Here is a 23,260-nt window from a genome sequence, read left to right as displayed (position 1 = left end):
GTCCGTGAAAAAGACACTGAATCCCCGCGCGCTGGTGACAGTGGTCCTCGCCAATGCACTGGAGTTCTTTGAGTATTTTGCCTATGCCACGTTCGCCCGCTTCATTGGCACGGCATTCTTCCCGCACGGCGACTCCGGAGTCGCGTCACTTGCCGCGTTCGGCACCTTTGCCACGGGGTTTCTCATGCGTCCGATCGGCGCGCTGGTACTGGGTGCATATGCCGATCGCGTGGGACGCAAGCCCGCTCTGGTTCTCAACATCACACTGGTAGCCGCTGGCACACTTGGCATGGCGCTCACACCAGGCTACGCCGTCCTGGGCGTTGCGGCACCGCTTCTGCTGCTGGCCTGCCGGATGCTTCAGGGGTTCGCCATTGGCGGAGAGATCGGCGCGGCAGGTGCGTACGTGATCGAACAGTGTGCGCCGGCGCGGCGCGGGTTCTACTGCGGGTGGCTGCTCGCCGGGCAGGGACTTGCGTTGCTGGCTATCGGCGTTTGCGGCTTCCTGCTTAATGAGCTGCTCACCGCCGCGCAGCTTGCTGCATGGGGATGGCGGGTCCCTTTTCTTCTAGCTGTTCTGATGATTCCCGTCCAGGTGCTGCTGCGGCGGCGCCTATTGGCTCACGACAAGCCCCCGCCCGTGGCTCCGGACAACGACGCGGGGCGACTGCACGGCTGGAGAATCCTTGTACTCGGGACTCTGTTGATCGCAGGCGGTACGGTGCCAACCTATGTCGCCACCTTCACCGCCCCTTTCGAAATGGCGGGAACCATGCCGACGCTGCAGGAATCGTTTCTCGTGACCATCGCCCTGGGCGCGATCACCTCTGCGGCATCCATCATCGGCGGATTGCTTGCCGACCGTCTCGGACATGCCGTCGTCGTGATCTGGGCGCGACTACTCTCGATCGTGGCCGTGGTGCCGACCTATCTCGCCGCCGTTCATGGCATGGGTAACCGCTTCTTTGTGGCTGGCATCGTCGCGGTGACGGCCGCGAGTTGCCTGGCCGCCGGGCCAACGGTCGTCCTGCTGCTATCGACAGTTCGCAGCACGTCGCGCGCCACATCACTTTCCTTTATCTATGCCGTGGGTGTCGCGGTTTTCGGCGGAACGGCTCCGGCGCTTGTTACCACGTGGGATGCATGGGCGGGAAGCCGGATGGCCGCAGCCTGGACTATTTCGGCGGCGGCCCTCGGGGCTACCGTCGCGGTGCGGGTGCTACAGCGTCACCAGGAGCGCATCCGCAATTGACTATCCTGCGAAGGCCTTTGCGCCCGGCAGGGTAAAACAGAACGTCGCGCCCATCCCGTCGCCCGATTCGGCCCAGATGTGCCCGCCGTGCGCTTCGATGATAGATTTGGAGATCGAAAGCCCCACCCCCATACCTTCCGCCTTTGAAGTGGAGAACGGTTGGAACAGTGTATCGAGCGACGTGGCATCGATGCCATGGCCGGTGTCCGTCACCTTGAACAGCAGGCTGACATCACCCTCCGGTTCGACGCCCACGGTAAGCTTTCGTGCCCGCGCGTCCGCTGTGGCATCAATAGCATGAATGCCGTTCAGCAGAAGATTGCCCAGCACCTGCTGGAGTTGAACACGATCGACGAACACGCGCAGCCCCGCGTCAACCGACGTTTCAACCTCGATTGCTCTGGCTGCCGCTTCCGGCGAAATCAGGTAGATCGCCGATGCCACGACATCGGCTGCGGACTGAAGCCGCGCCTGTACGGGCGCGTGCATCATGAATCCGCGCAGCCTGTGGCAGATGTCGGTAGCATCCCGCGCCCAGCGTGCTGCGTCGCGTACGGATGCCATGGCCTCCATGACATCGGGTCCTTCACGATCCAACCATCGTGCAGCGGCTTCGATCGATGTTCGTGTTGCAGACAACGGTTGGCTGATCTCGTGCGTGATGGATGCAGCCAGTTGCCCCACCAGTGCAATACGCCCCGCGCGCGCCACATCCGCACGCATGACCTGCAGTCGGTTGATGTTCTCTTGATACTCGGAGATATCGAACGCATAGAAGTGCAGCCGCGCATAGCGCGCGGGGTCTAGTGGCAACGAACAGCGCCACACGATGGGAATTTTCCCGCCCGTCAGCGATGTGAGGGTACGTTCGCCCTGGCAAGCGGTCTCGCCATCGAAGATCGCCTTGAGTACCTTCGAGTTGCTGGGGCGACTAGCCGGCAGCAAGGCTTTTGCCGCGGCGAAGAACGTTTCGCGCGATGCTGCCTCGAACAATTTCAATGCAGCATCGTTGGCATCCACGAAGTGGTGATGACGGTCGCGCAACTGCTGGATCGCGGTGGGGTGGTCATCCAGATAGGCGTCCAGATCCGTGACGCCCTCGGCCTTGCGGTCATCTACCCACTGCCGGATACCGGACCAATCTTCCACGAGGATGGGAATCGGCGCGAAGCGGAAGGTCTCGTCCACGAGTTGGTTGGTGGATTCCGGGCACTCACCGCCATCCGATTCGAATTTACAGCGAAGTGCAAAAGCGTCGGTATCAGGATGGCTCATAAAGAGGATGGTTATGACGGCAAATCATGCGGTTGCCATGGTAGCAATACCAAGCGGCGAATGCGGCGGCGATTATACAAACGTATAGCCCTAGGCGCCGGCGACCGCGAATCTCCCGCCGTCGCCAAGCCCCATCTCGCCTTACCCTGCAGTACAAACCCGATGTGCGATGGCGTATGCAACGCGATACTTCTGTATAAGTGCCCCCGTATCCCGATTGCGTTAATGTCCCGTCAAGCGCCCGCATCTTGCAAGACGCTTCCCCTATGTTTTGCCCGTTCCAACGCTGATGCCCGTGCCTGTCAAGATTGTTTGTGTCATTGATGACGAACCATCGGTTCGTAGATCCACTGGCGCGTTGATTCGTTCACTTGGCTGGGGCGCAGCCTTCTTCTCCTCAGCGGAAGGCTTCATGGCCCACCCGAGCAACACTTCCTACGACTGCCTGATCTGCGATATCGCGCTGGAGGACATCTCCGGCATCGAACTGCTGCGCAGACTCCGCGCCACAGGCCTTCAGACGCCGTGCATCTTCGTTACCGCCCATGCCACTGCGCATTGCCGTGAAGAGGCCAGGCAGCATGGAGCAGTCTGCATGCTCGACAAACCGGTGGATCCCGACGACCTGGTCGGCTGGCTGTCTCGCGTTTTGAACACTGGCCCCTGATACAGCAGCATCGCCAAAGTAGGGAAACTATACGAACGTGTCGCGCACCATGCGCCAATTGCGACTGTTGCACCGGTGCGGCCGCCCATACACTCGAGCAATCATCAAAAGGTGACACGCGAGGTAAGGTCAATGGAACGCATGCTACAAGCGATGGAGGTTTTTGCGCGGATCGTCGAATGCGAGAATTTCACGCGCGCATCCAATCTTCTGGGCATTCCAAAGGCGTCCGCAAGCTTGCTCATCCAGCAGCTCGAACTTCATCTGCAAGTAAAATTGCTTCACCGTACGACGCGCCTGGTTCGGCCTACGGCCGCCGGCATGACCTTCTACGAGCAGTGCCTCAAGATACTGCTCGACATCACCGAACTCAAATCCAAGGTCGGCTCGGCTGCGGAGCAGGCGAGCGGCAGGTTACGCGTGGAGTTGCCGGGCGACATTGCGCGCCAGTTGATGCCGCACATAGCCCGATTCCGTCTCCAGTATCCGAGTGTCAGCATGCAGATTTCCACGCCACGGCATTCCTCGAACCTGATCCGCGATGGCATAGATTGCGCGGTTCGGCTAGGCGATCTGGAGGATTCGTACCATTTCAGCCGTCAGGTCGGCACTTACCAATTGATCACGGTGGCGAGCCGCCTCTATGTTTCGCGGCATGGGCGCCCCGATACGGTGCAGAGCTTGTCAGCACATCGCACGGCGCACGCTTCCCACAAAGGCGACGGGCGACCGTGGGAATTCGGCTTCTCACTTGACGGCCGCAGCACCCGGTACCCCTTGCCCGAATCCATCGCCTTCGACGACATGGATCTGCTTCTTCAATACGGCTTGCAGAATGGCGCGGTCATCCAGGTTTGGGATACCGTGGCAACGCCGTATATCGCAAGCGGACGGCTCACGGAAGTGCTCGCGCATTGCCGCCCGCAGGCCAGACCGATCCATGCCGTCTATGCATGCAGGACGCGTGAATCGATGGCGCTACGCGTCTTCGTCGACTGGCTTTCATCGGCGCTGGAAGGCTGCCAGACAACCGGCTCCCTTCCAAGGTCTGAAGACGGAAGGCGCACAGAGTTCGACGCCGCATGCACCCCAGCCTGAAAAAGCTGAGGCGTCCAGTACGGCGAACGCCACAATGGACCCATTCCGATTTTCTTCCGGCCGGCATATATTTCGCGCACCCTCTATAATCTGGCTTTCGGACAGCAGTACGGTGGAGCGGATGCATCGAATTGGGTACTTTCTGACGGACGGGTTTCAGGTCATGGCAATCGGGACACAATCCGTGTTCGAGTTCGCCAACGTGGTGGCCCGCGAGCGCGTCTACGCCGTGACCAACTACTCACTGTCGGGGGGAGACGTGCAGGCGTCGCTAGGTGTCTCCGTCAAGACTGAACCCATTCACAAGAGCACCGACGCCGACACCTGGATGATCAGTGGCATCGTCGATCCGACCCAGCGCTCCAGCACCGCTGCGGAACTGGCTTTTGTCCGCGCGGCGTCGGAACGTTCGCGGCGGACCGCCGGGCTCTGTACCGGTGCATTCGTACTGGCAGACGCCGGCCTCCTAGACGGCAAGCGCGCGACAACCCATTGGGCCTACGCCCATGCGCTGCAGGCACGCTGCCCCAGCGCCCAGATCGAACCCGACCACATCTTCGTTGTGGATGGGCCCATCTGGACGTCGGCAGGCTTGACCGCTGCCATGGACCTTGCGCTCGGTCTGGTTGAGAAAGACCTGGGCAATGAAGTGGCGACCAAAGTCGCGCGCGTCATGGTGATGAACCAGCGCCGCGCCGGCGGCCAGTCCCAACAGTCCGAGATGCTGAAGCTCGCGCCGAAATCCGACCGCATCCAGACTGCGCTCGAGTACGCGCGCCAGAACCTGGCGCGACCACTGCGGGTAGAAGAACTGGCACGCGCCGCGCATCTCAGTACGCGGCAGTTCCTGCGCATCTTCCAGTCTGAAACTGGCCAATCCCCTGCAAAGGCGGTGAAACAGCTTCGCATCGAAACGGCACGCACCATGATTGAGCGCGGACGCCACCCCCTGGAAGTCATCGCGCGAGAAACCGGATTTCGTGATCGCAGCCACCTCCGCGAGGTCTTCGTCAGCACCTATGGCGTAAGCCCTCAGGAATTGCGCCGGGATGCCAGGACCCCCGTTGCCGCCTAACAGACGGTCGCCAGACTTTACCGCTCCCTTTGTGGACCTTCTTTGCCTCCGTCTTGAGCTTTGACTTTATCCGTCGCACCGCTCTGAATCGTCAAGCACCAGACAGAAGTGACTCGACGTCATAAGGCACCGCCGAAATTCGCCTGAGACTCTCTATCGCGCGAGGTCACGGGGCCAGCCATGGCGATGCCGCCGCGGCCATCGCCGCGAGCATGAACGTCGTCAGTATCCATCCCATCGCGACAAAGAATCCTGTTCTTCGGCCCACGTCTCTCCCCTATCCGGCCTCCTCGCGATGGTCGCGTCACGGCCTCTAATCAAAAATTCTATCAACGAGCAAGTTGATACGCCGGATGGATTGTCACGCCTGACCGAAAGCTATGTTTGCCGAAGGCTCTCCCAACGAATGCTTATTTCCATTAGGGTTGCAGCAGTTGCATATGAGCGGCGGCGTTCCTTCAATCTGCCTGATTATTCCGACGCAGCTCAGATGAACAGTGAAACTCTTCTTAGAAAAGGACCAAAAGATGACTCGCATGTCCACGATCGATATTGCATCCGCTACCGGCCTGACCGCAGAGCTTTTCGCCAGCATCAAGCGCGGCCTTGGCAAAGTGCCGAATGCGTATGCGACCATTGGCTCGCAATCGCCCATAGCGCTCCAATCGTTGCTGACCGCTAACGCGGCCCTGAAATCAAGCGGCGCACTGTCGGCGAAGGAACTGGAAGCAATCAACCTTGCGATCAGCGAAAACAGTGGCTGCGACTATTGCCTCGCTGCACATACGCTGACGGGCAAGATGGCAGGCTATACCGCCGAGCAGATGCGCGAGCTACGCGCCGGTGGTCTAAGCGCCGATGCAAAGATTGATGCCCTCGTCAAGTTTGCGCTGACGCTGGTACGCACATCGGGAACGATGCCGCAGATCACGTTGGATAGCGTCCGCCAGGCAGGATACAGCGATGTGCAGGTGACGGAGGCCATCTTCGCAGTCACCGCAATCCTGACGACCAACTTCTTCAATCGTGTCAACGACACGACTTTGGACTTCCCTCCGGTGAAGTAGCGCTGCAACCTGCATCGTCTATATCCACCGAACACTCAGTTCGCAGGCGCGCGCACGTTCGCACAGTGAGTCCGACTTTGAGGCGCACGCCAAGTCCCCAGCTTTCACACAACTGGCGAAAGCCCTTTCCGGCATCGCAAGGCTGGGGATCAGCAGACTCACGTCCGTGATGTAATCTCGGCGACTAGCATCGTCGCCATCCTTGATATGACATCGTGAAGTGCCACTGCTTCGCACGTTCTCAACAATATTGGAACTTGCTCGCTCCGGCCTAGGTTGGACCATGCTGCCACGCCAAATGATCCAGCGCGAGCTGGAACAAGGCGAACCAGTTGAATTGAGTCTCGAAGCGTATCCCAATACCCACTTGAGACTGGCAGTCGCTCCCGCGAACGGCAGCGAGGATGCACGCGACTCGTCGCGGCACCGAAACGTCACGGCCGCGAAAATCGTGCGATGCACTTCTCCAAAGAGGCCGCGCTATACTTCGCCGCCACGCGTCTAGCGTATCCCCACCCTGCACCGCACGAATCTGCCTTATGACTGAAATCACCTCCCTGACGCCCGACGAACTCCAGGAGCTCGACGATATGCTGGACGACCTGCGCCAGCGCGCTGAGGAAATCCCGCAGTGGGAGTTCTGCGACGGTTTTCTCACGGCCCTGGTCTGCACGCGCCGCCGCATACCGGCTGCCGACTACTTGCCGATGTTGCTGGGAGACGGCGCGGCGCTGGACGTGGCCGAGGACAGCCCTCTGCCGTTGCTGCCCGCGTTCCATGAAGCGGCCCAGCAGGCCCGCTTCATGGAGCTGTGGCAGCGTCGATGGAACGAGGTGGAATATCAACTCGACCAGCCCGTAGAGAGGCTGGAGGACGAACGTTCCTTCTGTCCCGAAGTCATGGACATGCGCGGCGCCATCTTGAGCCTGCCGCAGGAAGAGCGCGCGGAGATGGATGGCCGGGAGATCCCGGCGTTTGGCCAGGTGTGGGCGCTGGGCTTCATGTTTGCGGTGGAGAACTGGCCCGAGGAATGGGCCGCCCCACGCGACAAGGAAGCTGGCCAATGGCTGGACGACGCGCTCGAAGCCATTGTCGCCCTGACTGAGGACGACACCGGCCAGCCCGCGGTCTGCATGTACGACGAGGATGGCCCGCCCAGCACCAGCCAGGCGCGCTTGGAAACCTTCGGTGAGGCAATCTGGGCTGTCTACGACCTGCGTCAGATCTGGAAGAGCCTGGGCCCGCGGGTGGAGGCCCTGGTGAGGGGCGACCAGCCCGGCCGCAACGACCCGTGCCCGTGCGGCAGCGGCAAGAAGTTCAAGAAGTGCCACGGGAAATAAGCATTCGGCAAGCCACTACCTAGCCACCGAAGCGGACCGCCGGCGAAAGCGTGAAGGATTCGCGCATGTCACGCACTTCCTCGACTGGCGTCCGCCCAAAAAGCCGCTTGAACTCCCGGCTGAACTGGGATGCGCTTTCGTAGCCGACTCGTCCCGCTGCAGCGGCCGCGGTCACGCCGTCGCGGATCATCATCAGGCGCGCCTGGTGCAGCCGCGTGGACTTGATGTACTGGATTGGCGATGTCTGCGTCACGGTGCGAAAGTTGGCGTGAAACGCCGGCACGCTCATGCCCGCTTCTTCGGCCAGGCGCGCGACGTTGAGCGGCGTCGCATATTCGGTGTGAATCCGCTTGAGTGCCCGGGCCACACGTCCGAACCGGCCGTTATGCGCCAGCGCGGCACGCATCGCCGCCCCCTGCTCGCCGGTGAGCACTCGATAGCAGATCTCCCGCACGATCCCTGGCCCCAGCACCTGGGCGTCCAGTGGCACCGTCAACGCCTCCAGCAAGCGGATCGTGGCGCCGGCAAGATCGCCGTCAAGCAAGGTAGACACGATGCCGGTCGGCGGCGCTTCGGGGTGGTGTCCGGCGGCCCCGATCTGCGTGATCAGGTCGCTCAGTTCGATCAGGTCCAGACGGATGGACACCGCCAGCAGGGGTTCCTCCGGCGAAGCTTCCGTTTCCGTCGAGAACGGCAGCGGGACGGACAGCACGAGGTAGTGCTGTGCGTCATAGACATAGACCTCGTTGCCGAGAAAGCCAAGCTTGCGCCCTTGGCAAACGATCACGATGCAAGGCTCGTACAGCACCGGCGTGCGCCCAAGCGGCCGGTCCGAACGCATCAGCCGCACGCTGTCAAGCGCCGACTGGGTGTATCCCTCGTTGGGCGCCAGTCTCTCCAGCAGACTGACCATGCGGGTGAAAGCGGGATTGCGGAGGTTCGACACCGCACTCTCCTGTTGTCGCGACGGACGACATTGTAGTTGGCCCTCATCCAGCCGCGCCAGTGCATTCAATAGGAATAGGCAATAACGGCATCGGACCGTGTATTCGCTTCCGGGCGCGCCTTCCCTACCATTCATTCACCGGCCGACGAACCCCTTTCGCTTCATTGCAGGCCGCAGCCGGCGTGCGTCTTCCCCGAGCAATCGCGGGCAGGCACCGCCAGAACCGAACCGACAATAGGAGTAAGCAAGATGGCAACCTCAACCACCGAATCGAAAGTCATCCTGATCACCGGCGCCAGCAGCGGCATTGGCGAAGGCACCGCCCGCCTGCTTGCCGCGCAAGGCCACCGCCTGGTGATTGGCGCACGGCGCACCGACAGGCTAGTCGCGCTGACCGAATCGCTGAAGCAAGCCGGCGGCCACGTCCGCTATCGTGAACTGGATGTCACGTCGGCAGAGGACATGGCCGCCTTTGCACGCTTTGCGCTCGATGCGTTTGGCCGCATCGACGTGCTGGTCAACAATGCGGGCGTGATGCCGCTTTCGCCGCTGAACGCGCTGAAGGTCACCGAATGGAACCGCATGATCGACGTGAACATCCGTGGCGTACTGCACGGCATCGCTGCCGTCCTGCCGACGATGGAGCAGCAAGGCCGGGGCCAGATCATCAATATCTCCTCGATCGGCGGCCTGTCCGTGTCGCCAACGGCCGCCGTCTACTGCGCCACCAAGTTTGCCGTGCGCGCCATTTCCGACGGGCTGCGCCAGGAGACGGACAAGATCCGCGTGACGGTGGTCTGCCCGGGTGTGGTCGAGTCCGAGCTTGCCGATTCGATTACCGATGACACCGCGCGCTCGGCGATGCAGGAGTTCCGCCGCGTTGCCATCACGCCCGACGCCATCGCTCGTGCCGTCGCCTACGCCGTGGAGCAACCGGCCGATGTGGATGTCAGTGAGATCGTCGTACGGCCCACCGCCAGCCCGTACTGAGCGTTCCCCTGACGCACTGGCCGCCGTGGCAGCCAGATAGTGCCAACACCCCGGCTGCCCTTTCCGGCGGCCGGTTTTGCTTCACCGGTATAATTCGGGCCGCATCTCATCCCGAATTCCTGTTGTCTGAAGTGATGTCTCGATTCTGCGCGCCTGTGCCACCCGCAGCGCGAAATGAACGCGTGAGCAGCGGCGTCATCACCTACCCCCAACCAGCCCGCGCCAAAAGACGGCGAACGCTCGGCCCAGGATTCGCTTTACAAGGATCCTCGCAATGCTGAAGGCAATGCTGGCCACCGCGCTGGTGGCCTGTGGTTTCACCGCCACGCCCGTACTCGCCCAAACCGCCAGTAGCCAATGGCCCACCAAGCCGATCCGGCTGGTGATTCCGTTCCCGCCGGGCGGCGGCACCGATATTCTTGCGCGTCTGGTGGCCAACCAGGTGTCGCAGGAGACCAAATGGACCTTTGTGCCGGACAACAAGCCCGGCGCCGGCGGCACGCTCGGCATCGCGGAAATCGTCCGCGCGGCGCCTACCGGCTACGAACTGGTGATGGGACAGAAAGACAATCTCGTGGTCGCGCCGTGGCTCTACAAGTCGGTGTCCTATGTGCCGGGTCGCGATCTGGTTGCGATCAGCCACGTCGCCTACACGCCTATCGCCATCGTCACGTCGGCCAATTCGCGCTTCAAGACCCTGGCTGACGTGGTAGCCGCCGCGAAGGCACATCCGGAATCCATCAAGTACGGGTCGCCCGGCAACGGCACGACCATCCATCTGGCCGCCGAGATCTTCAGCCAGGCGGCCGGTATCAAGTTGCTGCACGTGCCCTACAAGGGCTCCAATGCCGCGATGATGGACGCCATGGCCGGCAACGTCGACCTGATGGTGGCCTCCGTGCCCTCCGCGCTGGCGCAGGTCAAGGCCGGCAAGCTGCGCGCGCTGGCGGTCACGTCGGCAACGCGCAGCACGTCGCTGCCGAATGTGCCGACTGTCGCGGAGAGCGGCTACAGGAACGTGGACGTCAGCACCTGGTACGGCATCTTCGCCCCGGCCAAAACGCCTGCCGACGTTGTCGAGCACATTGGAACCGAGGTCAACAAGGTGCTCGCCCGGCCTGACGTCATCCGTGCCATCCACGAGCAAGGGGCCGAGCCGAAGCTGATGAGCTCGCCGCAGTTCGCGGAACTTGTGACATCGGAATACAAGGCGTGGAAACCCATCGTGGAAAGGTCGGGCGCCAAGCTCGACTAAGCGCCTGCGCCTACACGAGCGGCTGGCCCCCGGTGCCGATTGGGCTGCGGGGCTCCAGCGCTCGCGTCGGAACATGGGTACGTGCTCCGGCCCCTTCGAATTCGACGATGACCGCGGTGGGGCTGGCAACGCGGGTGATGGTCACGGGAGCGCCCCGGAAGATCCAAGTCGTCTCCACCTGGTAGGGACTTTGTCGGTACGCTTTGCGGCGTTGCTTGCTGTTCATATCAAAAGCGCTTGGTCAGCCAACTGCTCCCGCCGATCATGCTTGGCTTGGCGCGGCGGGAGGCTCGATGTGGTGATGCCGCATAAGGGGCCGTTGCGTGAGAGTTCGTCAGGCAAACAAGGTTCCTGCCTCCGCGGCACAAGATAAGGTTTACGAGACAACCTCCTCCGTTCTCGCGTCCGCGACTGCTTGCACCAGTTCCTCGGTCACACGAATCTCTGCCCCGATCGGCGTCATTTGCGCCGTTGCCGCAAATGGCGCGGCCGAAGTCGGAGACGGATGGCTATTGCGTCGCCACAGGAAGAACGACGCCAGTCCCGCGTGCAGGACGAGAAACGCCCAGAAGAGCCCGCTGGCACCTAACCGGTTCATGAGCGGCGAGATCATCAAGGGACTGATTGCCGAACCAACCGAGTTGATCAGGAGCATGCCCTGGATGACGCGTACCAGCTCGCTGGCCTCGGCACGATCCGCCGAGTGGCTCACCGCCACCGGGTAAATGGCGAAAATGCCGCCACCGATCAGGAACATCAGTGCCATCAACAATGGCGGATAACTCGGAAGGATCAGCACGGCCAAGGAAACCGCCGCGCACCCCACGCTCAAGGCAAGCAGGACGGTCTGCCTGTCCTCCCTGTCGGACCATCGACCTACCGGGTATTGCAATGCCATGGCGCCGCAGATGGCACAGGCCATTAACTGCCCGACCTGGGCAACGCTCATGCCCTCTCGCTGCAGGTAGATCGGCAGCAGCGTATAGACCGCCGCGATGCCCACGCCGGAACCGAAGCTGCCAATGGCACCTGCGGGGGTCATGCGCACGAGATCCTGTGGCATCAGCGGCGCGGCATGGGCCACGTCCGGTGCAGTCTTCGGCAGGACGGCCATGGGCAATACCGCCATGGACCCGAGCACGCCGGCCACCATGAACGGCGCGCTCGCCGCCACGGATCCAATGGCGCCCAGGCTCATCTGGGCAAGCATGATCGATCCGTAGAGCGCGATCATATAGATCGCCAACAGCCGCCCCCTGGACTTCGTATCCCCGACGAGTAGTAACCAGCTTTCCACGACGAGGTAGATGCCCACCATCGCCCAGCCATTCACAAGACGCAGCAGGAGCCAGACCCAGGGATCGAGAACCAATCCCTGGAGCAGGTAGGTAATGGCGACAAGGGAGGCAAAGCTGCTGTACGAGCGAATGTGCCCGATCCGGGAGATCAGCCGGTCGCTGGTAACCGCGCCGAGTGTCAACCCTACAAAATATGCCGACGAAATGGCGCCGATCATCGTTGCCGAAACGTTCGCGGCGTCGAGGCGGAGAGACGTGAGGGAAGACATGAAACCGCTTCCCAAACTCACAATGAACAACCCTAAAAGTGGCCCAACAGCCACGGCCCAACTGCTGCGCGACACAACTTCCTCTCAAAGCAACACGAAACGCATCGCGGAGGATACCCGATGTGGAGCAATGCCCCGGACTTTGCGCGCGGCGCGCCGTGTATTGTCACGTTCGGGGCGGGAAGCGATGCTGCAAGCGAGCGGACGATTTTCAACGTCACAGTTTGGCTATACTTGTCAGTATGACGATCTGTCAAAAATGACGGAGGTAACGTGAGCGACCATCGCACCAAGGTGGCAGAGAAGAAGCGTCTGCTGATGCGCACAAAGCTGCTGGACGCGGCGATGCGCGTGATCGGCGAACAGACCGGCGCCGCACCGGTCATCGACGATGTCATTCGCGAGGCAAAAGTTTCTCGCGGCACCTTCTACAACTACTTCACTTCGTTGGAAGAGGTCATAAACGCGATCGGGCAGGAGATGAACAACCAGATGGTGACGGACATCCTGCCCGTCTACAACGTGCTGGAAGAACCCTGGCAGCGAGCGGCCGTCGGGTTCCGGCTGTTCATGGTGCGCGCGTTGCTGGACCGCAAGTGGGCCGGGTTCGTGATTCGCATCGAAGCCTGGCCGCACACCGCGCAGCTTGCCAAATACATGTCCGGCGACCTTGCCGCCGGCAAGGCGCGCGGGCAGTTCCGCATCGACAACATCGAGGCCGCCACAGATTTTCTGATGGGCGCATCGGCGCGCTGCATCCAGGCGATTGGTCACGGTGTGGACGACCCGCCCGCCTATATGGACGCCGCCACGCGCATGGCGCTGCAAGCCGTCGGTTGTGCCGACGACCTGTGCGACCACGGCGTGGCCTTCTCGCAGTCCTATCTGAAGGCCTGGGCCAGCGGTGAGCTGACCGCAAGCCGCCCGCTCTGGGCGCTGAACCTGAATTCAAAGGATGGCCACCGCTTCCTGGCCCACGATGCGGCCTGACTAGATCGGGAACGCGAACTCGATCCAGATGCGCTCCCCCTTCGACCGGTTGCGCACTGCAAACTCATGCTGATACTTGAGGACAACGGCAGCCGCGGGGCCAAAGTCATAACGTAGTTGCGGCCCGATCGCGGCCGCCTGTCCCCGGAAGCCATCCGGGCCCACGCGTTGCCCGTTCTGCTTGTCGTCCGACACCTGCTTCAGGTAATAGCCTTGCACGCCAACTTGCAGCTTCTTGCCAATCGCGTAGCCAACCAGCCAGTCGATCGACCCGATCGTTCCCGAGTGGTACTGCGTGGCATGGTTCGGTGAATGCACTTCCAGTTGCGCCGTGGCCGACAGCTCCCACTTGGGCGAGGGAAACCACGTCGCGTTCAGGTTGGGCTGGAATGCGTAGTAGTTGGTGCCGATGTTGGCCAGGCGCGTCGACGAGTACGACCCGGTCCGCAAGCTGACATCTGGCGACAGGAACGTAAAGAAGGTCTTGTCCGGATTGGTGTAGCCGATCATGAACGGCTGCAGGATGATGTCTCCCAATCCGGTGCGGGTACCCGAACTCCCGGCCGCATCCACATTGACCCGTGCCACGGGCACCACGATGCCGCTCGATATCGCAAACGGTCCCAGCATCGTGCCCCACGTGTGCACCACGCGCGGCGCGTCCACGAACACGGCGCTGCGAAAGCCGGGTACCGCAGCGTTGCCGTCGGGACCCGCGAACTTGTTCGCGACATAGAACAGCGAGTAGTTGTAGAACTGTGTCCCGCCCGGTGGCGGAAGCACGCCATTGAGCACCGTATTCACGCCGATGGGATAGGTGCCCAGGCCGTTTTCCGTTGCGAAGGTCGTGGCGGGCAGCAGCGCCGCGGTCAACAAGCAAGCGCGGACCGCACCGGGAATGCTGTTCATCTTTGTCTCCAGAGTTATATGAGTCTGTCATATCGACAATCATGTCCACTCTAGAGATCAGCCATTGCCGCCACAAGACCGCCCGCGTCAGGAATTGCCCCCGATTCCCGCGTTAATGTCCGTCACTCTGACGTTCTGTCAGCGCTTTCAGGCCCTGCCGCTTCACATCGGCTTGCATAGGCGCGAGCAAACGCTGCCGCTTCCGCCGCCGCTTTCGCGTCGACCCCGAGACTGCGAAGCGCCATGCGTATGCTGGTGTCGATGTACTGCTGCGGATACCGTGTCCGGCGGAAGTACAACGTGCGGATGCCTTCGAGAACTGTGCCCAGCACAAGATCGACCGCCGCCTGCAGATCGTCGATCTCCATGCGGCCTTGCAGCGCGCCTGCCCGCAGGTCCGCCAACACGCAATCGAGCAGCAGCGAGCGGCCCGGCACAAGTTCTTCCCGCAGCGCAAAGCCGGCCCACCGCCGGTCGCCATGGGCGTGCGCCAGAAAGCAGTACATGCCGCAACTGAAGCGCTGCACCGGGTCCGCGAGCAGATCGTGGGCCGGCAGGATCTGCGCGGTGAACTGGTCGCGTACCTCGCGCCCCATGGCCAGCATCGCTTCGTCCAGCGACGCGAAATGCTTGTAGAACGTGCCGCGAGCGATGCCGGCCGCCTTGACGACGTCCTCGATCGACACCGTCAGGTTCGACGGGTCCGACACCAGGTCCAGAATGGCGGACACGATACGTGCCCGCGTGGCCACGCGCTTGGCCTGCGCGACGCGCGAGCGATGGTCCGGCGCGTCGCCGGCCCCGTCGCAAGCGGGCGGATGTGGGGTCGTTGTCATCATCATGTCGTCTCCGCGGTGACGGTCGTGGCCATCACGCCTTGTTCTGCAGCCTCTTTGCTGGCTGCATTCTTGCACCGGTTTCAGGCGTCGCGCCACCCCCGCAGAATCGGCTGCCTGCGCAGCCTGCCGCAGTACGTTTCACTGCGATGCGCATCTGGCGCCCGCGATTGCAGCAGCCTCTGCCGGGGCCTTCTTCTTAGAATCGATGCACCTCTTTTCTTCAAGATTCCGAGCTTCGACGGAGATCACGCCATGAACATGCCGGCCCCCGAGTTTCGCCCCCACAACGTTCCTGCTGCGCCGCGCGCCGCAGCGTCGCCCGTCATGCGCGGTGCCGACATGGTGGTACGGGCGTTGCTGGCCGAAGGGGTGACGTCGGTCTGGGGGTATCCGGGCGGCGCGGTACTGCCGATCTATGACGCCATCGCCGCGCAGGACGGCCTGCGCCACCTGCTGGTGCGTCACGAGCAGGCTGCGGTGCACGCCGCCGATGGCTTTGCGCGCGCCAGCGGCCAAGTTGGCGTGGCACTCGTCACCTCTGGCCCGGGCGTTACCAACGCGGTCACGGGCATTGCCACCGCGTATTTCGATTCGATTCCGCTGGTCGTGCTGTCCGGCAACGTGCCCACCGCAATGATCGGCGAGGACGCGTTCCAGGAGTGCGACGCCGTCGGCATCACCCGGCCCATCGTCAAGCACAACTTCCTGGTGCGCGACGTAGCCGAGCTTCCCGTCACGCTGAAAAAGGCTTTCCATCTCGCCCGCACGGGCCGGCCCGGTCCGGTACTGGTCGATATTCCGAAGGACGTGGCACTGGCGTGCGGTGCATTCGACTACCCGGCCACCATCGACATCCGGTCGTACCGCCCCGCGCTGGACGGCCACGAAGGCCAGATCCGCCAGGCGGCAAGGCTGCTGCGCACGGCGCGCCGTCCCTATCTGTACGTGGGCGGTGGCGCGGTCGCCGCTGAAGCCGCAGCGGAAGTCGCCGCACTGGCGCGGCTGGTCGACGCACCCGTGACCACCACGCTGATGGCGCTGGGCTGCTTTCCTGCCAGCGATCCTCGCTTTGTCGGCATGCCGGGCATGCACGGCACCTACGAGGCCAACCGTGCGATGCAGGACTGCGACGTGCTCGTCGCCATCGGTGCACGCTTCGACGACCGCGTCATCGGCAACGTGGCCAGCTTTGCCGCCACGCCGCGCGAGATCATCCATATCGACATCGACCCGGCCAGCATCGGCAAGCGCGTGAAGCCGACCGTTCCGATTGTTGGCGACGCGCGGCGCGTGCTGCGCAGCCTGATCGCCGTGCTGTGCGACACGCCACCCGCACCGGGCAACTGCGAGGCCTGGTGGCGCGACATTGCCGCCTGGCGCGCCACGCAATGCCTGGCGTATGAGCGCGATGCGCAGCGCATCAAGCCGCAGTTTGTGATCGAGACGTTGTGCCAGATCGCCGGCGACGACGCGTTCATCTGCTCGGATGTCGGGCAGCACCAGATGTGGGCGGCCCAGCACTACCGTTTCGGCCGTCCGCGTCGCTGGATCAATTCCGGCGGCCTTGGCACGATGGGCGTGGGCCTGCCGTATGCCATGGGCGTCAAGCACGCCTTTCCGGAGCACGACGTCATTACGGTCACCGGCGATGGCTCGATCCAGATGTGCATCCAGGAACTGTCCACCTGCCGCCAGTACAACCTTCCCGTCAAGATCGTCTCGCTCAACAACGGCTACCTGGGCATGGTGCGCCAGCTCCAGCACGTGGAGCACGAACGGCGCTATTCCGAGTCGTACATGGATGCCCTGCCCGACTTTCCGGCACTGGCCCGTGCCTACGGGCACGTCGGCATCCAGGTCACCACGCCCGCGGACGTGGAGCCAGCCCTGCGCGAAGCGCTGGCGCAGAAGCACCGTACGGTCTTCCTGGACATTCATGTGGACGGCAGCGAGAACGTCTGGCCGATGATTCGCGGCGGGCGCGGACTGGAAGAAATGCTGCTGGGCGAGAACGCGCTGGAGCCCGGCCCCGCCGCCGCGCAACCCTGAAGCATGCGCCTCGGCGTGGAAAATGCCCCCGCTACCGATGGGATAGCGGGGGCACGCGCGGCACGGCAATCGCGGACCGGTCAGCTCAGCGGTTGGTCGCCTGGAAGGTGACCTGCCGCCATCCGTCAGCCTCGCGTCGCCATGCCTGCGAGGTCATCACGTCCATGTCGATCCGCTGCCCGGTGGCTCGCATCTCGATCGACTGCAGCAGACGGCCCACCGCCACCGCCATGTCGCCCTGGATGCGCACTTCCAAGTGGTCGCGGCTGGCCGACAGGAATGCGATCTTGTCGCGCACCATGGCAAGGTAGGTTGGCTTGTCGTCGACCTGGCCATTGGCGTGGATATGGATCACGTCATCCGCGACCAGCGCGTCCAGCGTGTCGATGTCGCCCGCCACCAGGGCCTTGCAGCGTTCCGCTTCCAGCCGGCGGATTTCGGCAGCCACAGCGGACGTATCCAGCGTCGCGGTGATGGTGTTCATCGTGCGCCCTCCTCTTCCACGCGGTTCTCGATCTCGCCCAGTCCGTCGATCTCGACCAGCACCCGGTCGCCCGCACGCAGCCACGACGGCGGCTTGTGCGCCACGCCTACCCCGCCCGGCGTGCCAGTCATGACCACGTCGCCAGGCTCCAGCGTCATGGCCGCCGACAGATGGGCGACCTGATCGTAGCAATCGAAGATCAGTTGCGCCGTGCTGGAGTCCTGGCGCTTCTCACCGTTCACAAAGCAGCGGATGCCCAGTGCATGCGGATCGGGCACCTCGTCCGCCGTCACGATCCACGGGCCAAACGGGGCATGCGTATCGAACGACTTGCCGAGCGTGAACTGCGACGTGCGGAGTTGCCAGTCGCGCACGCTGACGTCGTTCGACACGCAGTAGCCAAAGATCACGTCCTTGGCGTTGTCGCGGCTGACGTGCTTGCAGCGGCGCCCGATGATGAAGGCCAGCTCGGCCTCGTAGTCGAGCTGCTCCGACACGCGCGGACGCTCGATCGGTGCGTAGGGGCCGGTGGCGGCGGTCGGCATCTTGGCGAACCATAGCTGCTCGGCCGGCCTAGCCATGCCCGATTCGGCCACATGGTCGGCATAGTTCAGGCCAATGGCCATGATCTTGCCGGGCCGCGGGATGGGCGCCAGCAGCGTGACGGCCGACAGCGCCGTGTCGACGCGGCCGCTGGCGGCCAGCGCTTCCAGCCGTTCACGCCAGACAGGAAAGGCGTCGATCAGGCCAATCATGTCACGGGGGGCGTCGGGCAGCGCCGCGTCGATCTGGACAAGGCCGCCGGGCACGACGAGGCCGATATGGATGCTGCCGGTAGTGTTCTGGTAGGTCGCGAGTTTCATGGTGTGTCCTGGTGTTATTGCGGGCCCTTCTGCTCGGCCGCACGCGCGGCGCCGAGCGCGCAGAGTTCGGCGTCACTGGCGCCGGCCTCCCACATGGCGACCAGCGCATCGGGGTCGAACTCGATGCCCATGATGTTGCTGGCGAACGCCTCGGTCTGGAAGAAGCCGGAACAGTCGGCCGGATCCGGATAGTTGTCCACCTGGAGCTCAATGTTGTTGCCTTCGGGATCGCGGTAGTACAGCGATGTGGTCGGGCCGTGGTTGATGCACCAGACCGGCAGGATGTTGCCTTCCTTCAGGCGCTTGTACGTGCCAAGCAGTTCGCCGACCGAGCGATAGCTGTAGGCGACGTGGTGTACGCCCGCAGCCTCCGGCTGCTTGGCCGGAATGTCGGGCATGTTGAAGAACGCCAGGCGGTGGTGTTCCTCGTCGTAGGTGATGAAGGTCAGCACGTCGTCCTCGAAGACGAGCTTTGCCTGAAAGACGGCCAGGTACCACGCGACGGTCTCCGCGCGGCGCGCGCAGCGGTACACGAGGTGGGCCATCTTGAAAGGGACGACGCGGTCGGCTTGCGCCGCTTGCAGGGTGGTCATGTCAGGTCTCCTGATGATGTAGTCGGAACGCCGTCAAAGCAGCACGCGGCGGAAGTCGGCAATCAAGCCGGCCAGGTGGGCAAGGAAGCGACCGGCCTCGGCACCATCGACGGCGCGATGGTCCCAGGACAGCGACATCGGCAATTGCAGGCGCGGCTGGAATGCGCTGCCATCCCAGCACGGCTGCATGCTTGCTTTGCCGACGCCAAGGATCGCCACCTCGGGGGCGTTGATGATGGGCGTGAAATGCGAGCCGCCTATGCCGCCGAGGGACGAGATCGAGAAGCAGCCGCCCTGCATCTGGTCGGGCTTCAACTTCCCCGCGCGCGCGGTGGCCGCGAGGTCCGCCATTTCGGCGGCGATGGCGAGCACGCCTTTCGTGTCGGCATCGCGGATCACTGGCACCACAAGGCCGCTGGGCGTGTCGGCCGCGAAGCCGATATGGACGTAGTGCTTGCGTATGACGTCGGTGCCTTCGAGGCTGACGTTGAACTGCGGAAACGTCCGCAGCGCGGCAGCGGCAGCGCGTACCAGGAAGGCGAGCAACGTAACCCGCGCGGCCTCGGGCTTCGCCTTCTGGTTCAGGGCGACGCGGAATGCTTCGAGCGCCGAGATGTCGGCCTGGTCGAAGTTGGTCACGTGCGGGATGCTGACCCAGTTGCGATGCAGGTTTGCGCCCGATATGCGGCGCACGCGGCTCAGCGGCTCCCGTTCGATCGCGCCGAAACGGGCGAAGTCGACCTTCGGCCAGGGCAGCAGGTCAAGGTCCCCTCCCCTCGCCGGCGCCGCCGTGTCCGGCCGGGTCAGCAGCGACTTTGCATGGGCCAGCACATCGGCACGCAGCGCACGTCCTTTCGGGCCTGACGGCCGTACGTCAGTGAGCGACACGCCCAGTTCACGCGCGAGCTTGCGCACGGAGGGACCGGCGTGGCCGGTGTCATCGCGCACAGCCGACGTGACGGGCGCAGCCGGTGCCACGCGATCTGGCGACGGCACCGGCGGTGCCGCCGCGCGTGGGACGGCCGGCGTGGCGACTTCCGGCGCGGCGGCTCCGACGACCGGCACCTCGCCGAACTCGATCCGCGCGATGGGTGTGCCCTTCGACACCAGGTCGCCCGGCTTCAGCAACACCTCGCGGATGGTGCCCGCACGGTCGCTGGGCACATCCATCGTGGCCTTGTCGGATTCGAGCGTGACGACGGGCTGCTCGGCCGCCACGGCATCGCCGGCGCGGATCAGCACTTCGATGACGGGGATCTGACTGTAGTCCCCGATGTCGGGGATCGTAATCGTCTGCATGACTATCTCGGTCTATGGAATCAGCAATGCCACGGCGCGGGTGTCGAATCGGTGGCACCGTCGCGCGCCAGGGCGGCCCGATGCTTCTCCGCGTCGACGGCGGCCAGCGCCGCCAGCACGATGTGGCGCTGGTCCACCTCGAAGAAGCTGCGCAGGGCCGCCCGCGTGTCGCTGCGGCCGAATCCATCGGTACCCAGCGCGGTGTACGGCGCCCGGATGTAGGGCGCGATCAGGTTGGCGTAGGCGCGTACGTAGTCGGTGGCGGCCACTACCGGCGTGTCGCCTGCCAGGCAGGTCTCCAGGTGGCTGGGTGTCACGGTGCCGGCCGAGAACAGGCGCTGACGCTGCGCTTCCTGCGTCGCGCGGGCGAGTTCGGAGAAGCTCGTCACGCTCCAGACTTCGGCTGCAATGCCCCAATCGTCGGCCAGCGTCTGGGCGGCGGCGATGACCTCGCGCAGGATCGCCCCCGAGCCCAGCAGCCGCACTTGGGGCTGGCCGCTGCCCGTTGTCGCATGCAGGCGCATGCCGCGCAGGATGTCGGCGTGCTGCGCCGGATCGATGGGCGCCTGCGCGTAGTTTTCGTTGGTGACGGTCAGGTAGTGAAACTCGTCCTGCTGCTGTTCGAGCGTGCGGCGCGCACCGTGATCGATGATGACGGCGGCCTCGCCTGCAAAGGCGGGGTCCCAGGCGCGGCAGTTAGGAATGGTCGACGCAATCAGGTGGCTGGTGCCGTCCTGATGCTGCAGGCCCTCACCCGACAGCGTCGTGCGCCCGGCGGTGGCACCGATCAGGAAGCCGCGCGCACGCTGGTCGGCCGCGGCCCAGATCAGGTCGCCGATGCGCTGGAAGCCGAACATCGAGTAATAGATGTAGAACGGCAGCATCGCCACGCCGTTGACGCTGTACGACGTGGCGGCCGCCGTCCACGATGACACCGCGCCCGCCTCGGTAATGCCTTCCTCCAGCAGTTGCCCGTCGCGGGATTCCTTGTAGTAGAGCATCGAGCCCGCGTCCTCGGGCTCGTAGAGCTGGCCATGCGGCGAATAGATGCCGACCTGCCGGAACAGGTTGGCCATGCCGAACGTGCGCGCCTCGTCCGCAACGATGGGCACGATGCGCGGGCCCAGCGTCTTGTCCTTTAGCAGGTTGGTGAACAGGCGCACTACGGCGGTGGTGGTGGACACCTCGCGGCCATCGGGCTGCAGCGCGAATTGCGCGTAGCTCTCCAGCCCCGGCACCGGCACCGCGGGCGCCGTCGTTACCCGACGTGGCAGATAGCCGCCAAGCGCTGCGCGGCGCGCCTGCAGGTAGCGCAGTTCCGGGCTGTCGTCGCCCGGCTTCAGGAATTGCATGGTCTCGACGGCCTCGTCGCTCAGCGGCAACTGAAAGCGGTCGCGGTACGCGCGCAGCGCATCCACGTCGAGCTTCTTCTGCTGGTGCGAAGTGTTGCGCGACTCGCCCGCCTGCCCCATGCCGTAGCCCTTCTTGGTCTTGGCCAGGATCACGGTCGGCCGGCCGGCGTGGCGCCGGGCGGCATCGAAGGCCGCGTACAGCTTGCGGAAGTCATGGCCGCCACGGCGCAGGCCGTCGATCTCCTCTGGCGTCATGTGCGACACCAGCGCCCGCAGTTCCGGATCGAGGTCGAAGAAATGCGCGCGGTTGTAGGCGCCATCGTTGGCACCCAGCGTCTGGTACTGACCGTCGACCGTTTCGGCAAAGCGGCGCAGGAGCGCGTGGTGATGGTCGCGCGCGAACAGCGCGTCCCAGTCCGATCCCCAGACCACCTTGATGACGTTCCAGCCCGCGCCGGCGAACAGCGATTCCAGTTCCTGGATGATCTGGCCATTGCCTCGCACCGGCCCGTCCAGCCGCTGCAGGTTGCAGTTGATGACGAACGTCAGGTTGTCCAGCTTCTCGCGCGCGGCAAGCGACAGCGCGGCGATCGACTCGGGTTCGTCCATCTCGCCATCCCCGAACACGCCCCACACGCGGCGCCCGGCCGTGGGCGCGATGCCACGATGTTCCAGGTAGCGCAGGAATCGCGCCTGGTAGATCGCGCTGATCGGGCCGATGCCCATCGAACCGGTGGGAAACTGCCAGAACTCCGGCATCAGCCACGGGTGCGGGTACGAACACAGTCCGCCGCCATTCACCTCTTGCCTGTAGCGGCCCAGTTGCGCCTCGTCCAGACGCCCCTCAAGGAAGGCGCGCGCGTAGACGCCGGGCGCGGAATGCGGCTGGAAGTAGACGAGGTCGCCCTTGCCCGCTTCGCTGTCGGCGCGGAAGAAGTGGTTGAAGCCGATCTCGAAGATTTCGGCTGCAGACGCATAGCTGGCGATATGTCCGCCCAGTTCGCCATACGCCTTGTTGGCGCGCGCGACCATCGCCAGCGCGTTCCATCGCAGGATGGACGTGATGCGCTCCTCCATCGCCAGGTCGCCCGGATAGGCCGGCTGCTCTTCCAGCGCAATCGTGTTCTGGTAGAGCTGGTACGGATGGGCTGATGGTGCCATGCCCAGATGGCTGGCGTGCTCGGCAAGCCGGCGCAGCAGAAAGCCCACGCGTTCGGCGCCGCCCTGGCGGGCCACGCCAGCCAGGGCGTCGAGCCATTCGCCGGTTTCCTGGCGGTCGGCGTCGTCGGGGTGGTGGCCGCTCGAAGGGATCAAGTCGGTCGGATCGATGGGTTGGGCTTGCATGGCGGG

The 23,260-nt window shown here is 63.8% G+C and carries 21 protein-coding genes; 11 read left to right on the top strand and 10 right to left on the bottom strand.

What is annotated here, in order from left to right; genetic code table 11:
- Positions 1–4 precede the first annotated feature (4 nt).
- The gene (locus QTN24_RS08235; protein ID WP_313836356.1) at positions 5–1,252 is read left to right on the top strand and encodes an MFS transporter; all 1,248 of its coding nucleotides are present in this window, start codon (positions 5–7) and stop codon (positions 1,250–1,252) included.
- Here the strand turns inward: QTN24_RS08235 and QTN24_RS08230 are convergent, their stop codons facing one another.
- Positions 1,253–2,527, bottom strand: a complete 1,275-nt coding sequence (locus QTN24_RS08230; protein ID WP_313836354.1) for a sensor histidine kinase — start codon at positions 2,525–2,527, stop codon at positions 1,253–1,255. It abuts the gene before it with no gap.
- 295 nt (positions 2,528–2,822) lie between these two features.
- Between QTN24_RS08230 and QTN24_RS08225 the strand changes: the two genes are divergently transcribed.
- From QTN24_RS08225 to QTN24_RS08200, 6 genes are all read left to right on the top strand, one after another.
- Positions 2,823–3,194 carry a response regulator gene (locus QTN24_RS08225; RefSeq protein WP_313836352.1) on the top strand — a complete coding sequence of 124 codons (372 nt, stop codon included), beginning with the start codon at positions 2,823–2,825 and terminating at the stop codon, positions 3,192–3,194.
- Positions 3,195–3,326: 132 nt separating this feature from the next.
- Complete coding sequence (locus QTN24_RS08220; RefSeq protein ID WP_313836350.1) at positions 3,327–4,292, top strand: LysR family transcriptional regulator; 966 nt, start codon at positions 3,327–3,329, stop codon at positions 4,290–4,292.
- A gap of 121 nt (positions 4,293–4,413) precedes the next feature.
- Positions 4,414–5,367, top strand: coding sequence for a GlxA family transcriptional regulator (locus tag QTN24_RS08215; RefSeq protein ID WP_313836392.1), 954 nt, complete (start codon positions 4,414–4,416; stop codon positions 5,365–5,367).
- A gap of 527 nt (positions 5,368–5,894) precedes the next feature.
- Entirely contained in the window at positions 5,895–6,434 is a 540-nt protein-coding gene (locus QTN24_RS08210; protein WP_313836348.1) for a carboxymuconolactone decarboxylase family protein, read from the top strand.
- 220 nt (positions 6,435–6,654) lie between these two features.
- Positions 6,655–6,939 carry a LysR substrate-binding domain-containing protein gene (locus QTN24_RS08205; RefSeq protein ID WP_313836347.1) on the top strand — a complete coding sequence of 95 codons (285 nt, stop codon included), beginning with the start codon at positions 6,655–6,657 and terminating at the stop codon, positions 6,937–6,939.
- Between the two features lie 34 nt (positions 6,940–6,973).
- Positions 6,974–7,774: a UPF0149 family protein gene (locus QTN24_RS08200; RefSeq protein ID WP_313836345.1), complete on the top strand. Its 801-nt coding sequence runs from the start codon at positions 6,974–6,976 to the stop codon at positions 7,772–7,774.
- Between the two features lie 19 nt (positions 7,775–7,793).
- Here QTN24_RS08200 and QTN24_RS08195 read toward each other — a convergent pair whose 3' ends face one another.
- Entirely contained in the window at positions 7,794–8,687 is an 894-nt protein-coding gene (locus tag QTN24_RS08195) for an AraC family transcriptional regulator (RefSeq protein ID WP_313836390.1), read from the bottom strand.
- A gap of 282 nt (positions 8,688–8,969) precedes the next feature.
- Here QTN24_RS08195 and QTN24_RS08190 point away from each other — a divergent pair, with 282 nt between their 5' ends.
- Both QTN24_RS08190 and QTN24_RS08185 read left to right on the top strand, forming a co-directional pair.
- Complete coding sequence (locus QTN24_RS08190) at positions 8,970–9,710, top strand: SDR family oxidoreductase (protein WP_313836344.1); 741 nt, start codon at positions 8,970–8,972, stop codon at positions 9,708–9,710.
- Between the two features lie 274 nt (positions 9,711–9,984).
- On the top strand, positions 9,985–10,965 hold the full coding sequence (locus QTN24_RS08185; RefSeq protein WP_313836342.1) for a tripartite tricarboxylate transporter substrate binding protein: 981 nt from the start codon (positions 9,985–9,987) through the stop codon (positions 10,963–10,965).
- Positions 10,966–11,341: 376 nt separating this feature from the next.
- On the opposite strand, the gene QTN24_RS08180 is transcribed toward QTN24_RS08185, so the two are convergent.
- Positions 11,342–12,586, bottom strand: a complete 1,245-nt coding sequence (locus QTN24_RS08180) for an MFS transporter (protein WP_409558991.1) — start codon at positions 12,584–12,586, stop codon at positions 11,342–11,344.
- 219 nt (positions 12,587–12,805) lie between these two features.
- Between QTN24_RS08180 and QTN24_RS08175 the strand changes: the two genes are divergently transcribed.
- The gene (locus QTN24_RS08175; RefSeq protein ID WP_313836338.1) at positions 12,806–13,522 is read left to right on the top strand and encodes a TetR/AcrR family transcriptional regulator; all 717 of its coding nucleotides are present in this window, start codon (positions 12,806–12,808) and stop codon (positions 13,520–13,522) included.
- Here QTN24_RS08175 and QTN24_RS08170 read toward each other — a convergent pair whose 3' ends face one another.
- Positions 13,523–14,431 (bottom strand): transporter, encoded by a 909-nt coding sequence (locus QTN24_RS08170; RefSeq protein ID WP_313836336.1) that lies wholly within the window; start codon positions 14,429–14,431, stop codon positions 13,523–13,525.
- Positions 14,432–14,553: 122 nt separating this feature from the next.
- Positions 14,554–15,273, bottom strand: a complete 720-nt coding sequence (locus tag QTN24_RS08165; RefSeq protein WP_313836335.1) for a TetR/AcrR family transcriptional regulator — start codon at positions 15,271–15,273, stop codon at positions 14,554–14,556.
- Positions 15,274–15,522: 249 nt separating this feature from the next.
- On the opposite strand from QTN24_RS08165, the gene ilvB reads away from it, so the two are divergent.
- The gene (gene ilvB, locus QTN24_RS08160) at positions 15,523–17,319 is read left to right on the top strand and encodes a biosynthetic-type acetolactate synthase large subunit (protein WP_313836334.1); all 1,797 of its coding nucleotides are present in this window, start codon (positions 15,523–15,525) and stop codon (positions 17,317–17,319) included.
- 85 nt (positions 17,320–17,404) lie between these two features.
- On the opposite strand, the gene QTN24_RS08155 is transcribed toward ilvB, so the two are convergent.
- Genes QTN24_RS08155 through mdeB form a run of 5 tightly spaced genes read right to left on the bottom strand, consistent with a single transcriptional unit; the run spans position 17,405 to position 23,254 of the window.
- Positions 17,405–17,803: a nuclear transport factor 2 family protein gene (locus QTN24_RS08155; protein ID WP_216644000.1), complete on the bottom strand. Its 399-nt coding sequence runs from the start codon at positions 17,801–17,803 to the stop codon at positions 17,405–17,407.
- Positions 17,800–18,666, bottom strand: a complete 867-nt coding sequence (locus QTN24_RS08150; RefSeq protein ID WP_313836331.1) for a fumarylacetoacetate hydrolase family protein — start codon at positions 18,664–18,666, stop codon at positions 17,800–17,802. The genes QTN24_RS08155 and QTN24_RS08150 overlap by 4 nt, the downstream gene beginning before the upstream one ends.
- Before the next feature lie 14 nt (positions 18,667–18,680).
- The gene (locus tag QTN24_RS08145; RefSeq protein ID WP_124686591.1) at positions 18,681–19,259 is read right to left on the bottom strand and encodes a VOC family protein; all 579 of its coding nucleotides are present in this window, start codon (positions 19,257–19,259) and stop codon (positions 18,681–18,683) included.
- A gap of 33 nt (positions 19,260–19,292) precedes the next feature.
- A complete protein-coding gene (locus tag QTN24_RS08140) occupies positions 19,293–20,558 on the bottom strand; it encodes a 2-oxo acid dehydrogenase subunit E2 (protein ID WP_313836327.1) in 1,266 nt (421 codons plus the stop codon).
- A gap of 20 nt (positions 20,559–20,578) precedes the next feature.
- Positions 20,579–23,254, bottom strand: coding sequence for an alpha-ketoglutarate dehydrogenase (gene mdeB, locus QTN24_RS08135; RefSeq protein WP_313836324.1), 2,676 nt, complete (start codon positions 23,252–23,254; stop codon positions 20,579–20,581).
- Between the last annotated feature and the right edge of the window lie 6 nt (positions 23,255–23,260).

This window comes from Cupriavidus sp. SZY C1, from assembly GCF_032190535.1.
GTDB lineage: Bacteria > Pseudomonadota > Gammaproteobacteria > Burkholderiales > Burkholderiaceae > Cupriavidus > Cupriavidus pauculus_C.
The sequence above is the reverse complement of the archived record's forward strand: the minus strand, read 5'-3'. Positions and strand labels throughout refer to the sequence as shown.